6 protein-coding genes are annotated in these 4,558 nt (G+C 70.8%); all 6 read right to left on the reverse strand.

What is annotated here, in order from left to right:
- Window positions 1-689 (reverse strand): DivIVA domain-containing protein (locus RIF68_RS28190; protein ID WP_309054119.1); only part of this gene is annotated, 689 nt, incomplete at its 3' end.
- 55 nt (window positions 690-744) lie between these two features.
- The gene (locus RIF68_RS28195; protein ID WP_309054120.1) at window positions 745-1,035 is read right to left on the reverse strand and encodes a YggT family protein; all 291 of its coding nucleotides are present in this window, start codon (window positions 1,033-1,035) and stop codon (window positions 745-747) included.
- Between the two features lie 78 nt (window positions 1,036-1,113).
- Window positions 1,114-1,734: a cell division protein SepF gene (locus RIF68_RS28200; protein ID WP_309054121.1), complete on the reverse strand. Its 621-nt coding sequence runs from the start codon at window positions 1,732-1,734 to the stop codon at window positions 1,114-1,116.
- A 124-nt stretch (window positions 1,735-1,858) separates the two neighbouring features.
- Window positions 1,859-2,578, reverse strand: a complete 720-nt coding sequence (locus RIF68_RS28205; protein ID WP_309054122.1) for a YggS family pyridoxal phosphate-dependent enzyme — start codon at window positions 2,576-2,578, stop codon at window positions 1,859-1,861.
- Window positions 2,575-3,315 (reverse strand): peptidoglycan editing factor PgeF, encoded by a 741-nt coding sequence (gene pgeF / locus RIF68_RS28210; protein ID WP_309054123.1) that lies wholly within the window; start codon window positions 3,313-3,315, stop codon window positions 2,575-2,577. The genes RIF68_RS28205 and pgeF overlap by 4 nt, the downstream gene beginning before the upstream one ends.
- Complete coding sequence (gene ftsZ / locus RIF68_RS28215; RefSeq protein ID WP_309054124.1) at window positions 3,312-4,526, reverse strand: cell division protein FtsZ; 1,215 nt, start codon at window positions 4,524-4,526, stop codon at window positions 3,312-3,314. Before ftsZ ends, pgeF begins: the two co-directional genes overlap by 4 nt.
- Window positions 4,527-4,558 lie beyond the last annotated feature (32 nt).

Genomic DNA, 4,558 nt, shown 5'->3' on the forward strand with positions numbered 1-4,558 from the left:
CGGGCGGACTCCAGGGAGCCCATCGCGACGCGGTGCTTCTCCTGCGCGTCCCGCTCAAGAGCGTCCGCCTTGGCGCGGGCGTCCCGCTCCAGGCCCTCGGCGCGCGAGCGCGCCTCGCCGACGATCTTGTTGGCCTCGGAGCGGGCCTCGGCGATCGCCTGGTCGGCGGTCTGCTGGGCCAGCGAGAGGACACGCGCGGCGCTGTCGCCGCCCGGACCCTGGGCCGGCTGCGGCATCTGCTGCTGCTGCGGGTGACCCATGGGGCCGCCCTGCATCGGGCCGGGACCCATCGGGCCGCCCTGCATCGGGCCGGGGCCCATGGGCCCGCCCTGCATGGGACCCGCGGGAAGCTGGGGAGCACCGGAAGGCAGCTGCGGCGGGCCCATCTGCGGCGGCTGCTGCTGGACCGGCGGTCCCGATATGGCGGCGGGTACCGGGGCCCCGGGACCGACGGGGCGGTCCTGCTGCTCCGGAGGCTTGCGCATGTTCTGCTGCTGCTGCTGGTTCTGCGCGGCGGCGCGCGTCGCGGCGGCCAGCTTGGCGCGCAGGTCCTCGTTCTCGCGGAGCAGGCGGGTCAGCTCGGCTTCGACCTCGTCGAGGAACGCGTCGACCTCGTCCTCGTCATAGCCTTCTCGAAGGCGGACGGTCGTGAACTGCTTGTTCCGCACGTCCTCGGGAGTCAGCGGCATCTCTTCTTCACCTCTACGTAGTCGTCGGCAGTCGGCAGGACCGTATCGTCCACACTCACCTCGCGAAGCTGCTCACGATGGAGATCAGGATGTAGACGATGATCATCAGAACGAAGAAGGACAGGTCGAGTGCCACGCCCCCGAGACGCAGCGGCGGGATGAACCGCCGCAGAAGCTTGAGCGGTGGATCGGTGACAGTGTAGGTGGCCTCCAGAACGACCACCATCGCCTTTCCGGGTTGCCATGAACGGGCGAACTGGAAGACGTAATCCATGACGAGCCGGACGATCAGGAAGACGAGGAAGCACATCAGCACGATGTAGACCACTTGTAGTGCGACGCCCATCCCGCGTTTCCCTCTCCCCTGGCTCTCGTGCTCTCACTTGTTCCGGCCGCTCGCGGCCGGTCCGTCCGGTCTCGTTTCTCAGCTCTGGTTGAAGAATCCGCCCTCTGCGATCCGGGCCTTGTCCTCCGCCGTGACATCGACGTTAGCAGGCGACAACAGGAACACCTTCTGCGTCACGCGCTCAATGCTGCCATGGAGCCCGAAGACCAGACCGGCGGCAAAGTCGACAAGTCGCTTCGCGTCGGTGTCGTCCATCTCGGTGAGGTTCATGATCACAGGGGTGCCCTCGCGGAAGTGTTCCCCGATGGTACGGGCCTCGTTGTAGGTCCGCGGGTGCAGCGTGGTGATGCGGTAGGGCTCCCGCTCGGACACGACCTTGGGCATGATCACCGGTGCGTTCTTCTCCAGGCTCGGGCGTTCGGGTGTGATGGATGCCACGGGGGCAATTCGGGCCGGACGTCCGCTTTCGGCGAGTACCGGGACGGAATGGGCGACCGGTTCACGCGGGGCGGGCGGCGTCGGCACGCGCACCGGCTCCTCCCGCTCGACCTGGCGCGGGGGGGTGTGACGCCGTTCCCGCTCGGGCTCCGGCTCCAGCTCGGGCTCGAAGTCGTCATCGGGGTCGAAGCCCCGGCCGTCGTACCCATCGTCCTCCACGAGGCCGAGGTAGACCGCCATCTTGCGCATCGCGCCGGCCATTCTCCGATTCCTCCGCTCTGTGGTGGATCGGTCCTCGTCACCAAGTGCCCGCGATCCACGTGGCCATCCCGCCGTTCTGCGGAATGACCATATTTTCTGCTGTGGTCCGACTCGCTTCGCGACGTTACCCGAGCTTCGGGCGGACGCCGAGCACCGCCGTACCGACGCGGACGTGTGTCGCACCGGCGGCGATGGCCTCTTCGAGGTCCGCACTCATCCCTGCTGACACCATGTTCGCAGCCGGACGGGTCGCGCGCAGGGCAGTCGACAAATCCATCAGCCGGTCGAAGGCGGCGCGTTGCCGGCCGGCGTACTCCCCGGCCAGGGGGGCGACGGTCATCAGGCCGTCGAGCCGCAGGCCGGGAGCCGCGTCCACGGCCGCCGCCAACTCCTCGATCCCGTCCGGGGCGACGCCCCCGCGGTCGCCGCGCCCGCCGGACCCGGCGTCGAGGGCGACCTGGACGAGGCAGCCGAGCTCACGGCCGGCCTTCTCCGCGGCGGCGGAGAGGGAGGAGACGAGCTTCACGCGGTCGACGGATTGCACCACATCGGCATAACCCACCACGGAACGGACCTTGTTGGTCTGCAATTGACCCACGAAGTGCCAGGTCAGGTCGAGATCGGCACAGGCGGCCGCCTTGGGGGCGGCGTCCTGGTCCCGGTTCTCGGCGACGTGCCGCACTCCGAGCCCGTGGAGGATTCTCACGTCGCTCGCCGGGTAGGTCTTGGTGACCACGATGAGGGTCACCTCCTCCCGGGCGCGCCCCGCGGCGGCGCAGGCGGCGGCGATCCTCTCCTCCACCCGCGCCAGGTTCTCGGCCAGTTCCGACGTGCGGTCCGTCATGTCTCTTCTCGGTTCAACCAGACAAATCCCGCGAGTCGCCCCGTGGTGCGGTCGCGGCGGTACGAGTAGTGGTCGCGGGACTCCAGGGTGCAGACCCCGGCGTCCTCGACGTCACGGACCCCGAGCCGGGTGAGCTGGGCCCGTACCCCGGCGGCCACGTCGACGGCCGGAGTGCCCCACGAGGTCTCGGCGTACGCGGCGGGTTCGGCGTCCGCGACCTCCGCGCGCATCGCCTCGGGCACCTCGTAGCAGCGCCCGCAGACGGAGGGCCCGGTGCGGGCGACGATCCGTCCCGGGTCCGCGCCGAGCTCCGTCATCGCCCGCACGGCGGCCGGGACGACCCCGGCGATCATGCCGGGCCGCCCGGCGTGGGCGGCGGAGACGACCCCGGCGACGGGGTCGGCGAGGAGAACGGGGACGCAGTCGGCGGTGAGCACGGCGAGGGCGAGCCCCGGCCGGGTGGTCACCGTCGCGTCGACCGACGGAACGCCGTCCCCCTGCCACGGCCCGTCGGTCACGGCCACCTCCGCGCCGTGCACCTGGTTCATGTAGACCACGTCCGCCGGCGACAGGCCGAGCTCGCCGGCGGCCCGGGCCCGGTTGGCCCGTACGGCCGCGGGGTCGTCCCCCACGGCGCCGCCGAGGTTGAGCTCCTCGTACGGAACGGCGCTCACCCCGCCCCACCGGTCGGTGAAGGCGAAGTGCGCGCCGTTCGTCGCGAAGCGGTGTCCTATCACTTCAGGAAGTCCGGGACATCCAGTTCCTCGGCCTGGCTGTCCGCGTAGGGGCGGGCCGGCGGGACCACCGGCGGGACCGGCGGCAGCGGGGCCTCGTTGACCACGGGGGCGGGCTCGGCCGGCGGGGTGGCCGGCTCCTCGCGCGGGGCGACGGTGCCGAGGCCGCCGAGCGGGCGGGGGGTCTCGGTGGCGCGGGGCGCCGGGGCCGGCTCCTCGCGCTTGGCCGAGACCGAGCCGATGATGTTGTCCCGGCGGGCGGGCGGCTGGCCGCCGTCGAAGCCGGCCGCGATGACGGTGACCCGCACCTCGTCGCCGAGGGCGTCGTCGATGACGGCGCCGAAGATGATGTTGGCCTCGGGGTGGGCGGCCTCGCTGACCAGCTGGGCGGCCTCGTTGATCTCGAAGAGACCGAGGTCGCTGCCGCCGGAGATGGAGAGCAGCACGCCACGGGCGCCGTCGATGGAGGCCTCGAGGAGCGGCGAGGAGATCGCCATCTCGGCGGCGGCCACCGCGCGGTCGTCGCCGCGGGCCGAGCCGATGCCCATGAGCGCGGAACCGGCCTCGGACATGACCGACTTGACGTCGGCGAAGTCCAGGTTGATGAGACCGGGGGTCGTGATGAGGTCGGTGATGCCCTGGACACCGCTCAGCAGCACCTGGTCGGCCGACTTGAAGGCGTCGAGCACGGAGACCTGGCGGTCCGAGATCGAGAGCAGCCGGTCGTTCGGGATGACGATGAGGGTGTCGACCTCTTCGCGGAGCTCGGCGATGCCGTCCTCCGCCTGGTTGGCGCGGCGGCGGCCCTCGAAGGTGAACGGGCGGGTGACCACACCGATCGTCAGGGCGCCGAGCGAGCGTGCGATGTTGGCGACGACGGGTGCGCCGCCGGTACCGGTGCCGCCGCCTTCGCCGGCGGTGACGAAGACCATGTCGGCCCCCTTGAGGACCTCCTCGATCTCCTCGCGGTGGTCCTCTGCCGCCTTGCGACCGACGGCCGGGTTGGCCCCGGCCCCGAGGCCGCGGGTGAGTTCGCGACCGACGTCGAGCTTGACGTCGGCGTCGCTCATCAACAGTGCTTGCGCGTCCGTGTTGATGGCGATGAACTCGACGCCCTTGAGACCGACCTCGATCATTCGGTTGATGGCATTGACACCACCGCCGCCGACACCGATGACCTTGATGACTGCGAGGTAGTTCTGCGGTGCTGCCACGTCGAAGGCCTCTCGCCTCGAGTTACGTGTCG

Source organism: Streptomyces sp., from assembly GCF_031178505.1.
Taxonomy (GTDB): domain Bacteria; phylum Actinomycetota; class Actinomycetes; order Streptomycetales; family Streptomycetaceae; genus Streptomyces; species Streptomyces gulbargensis.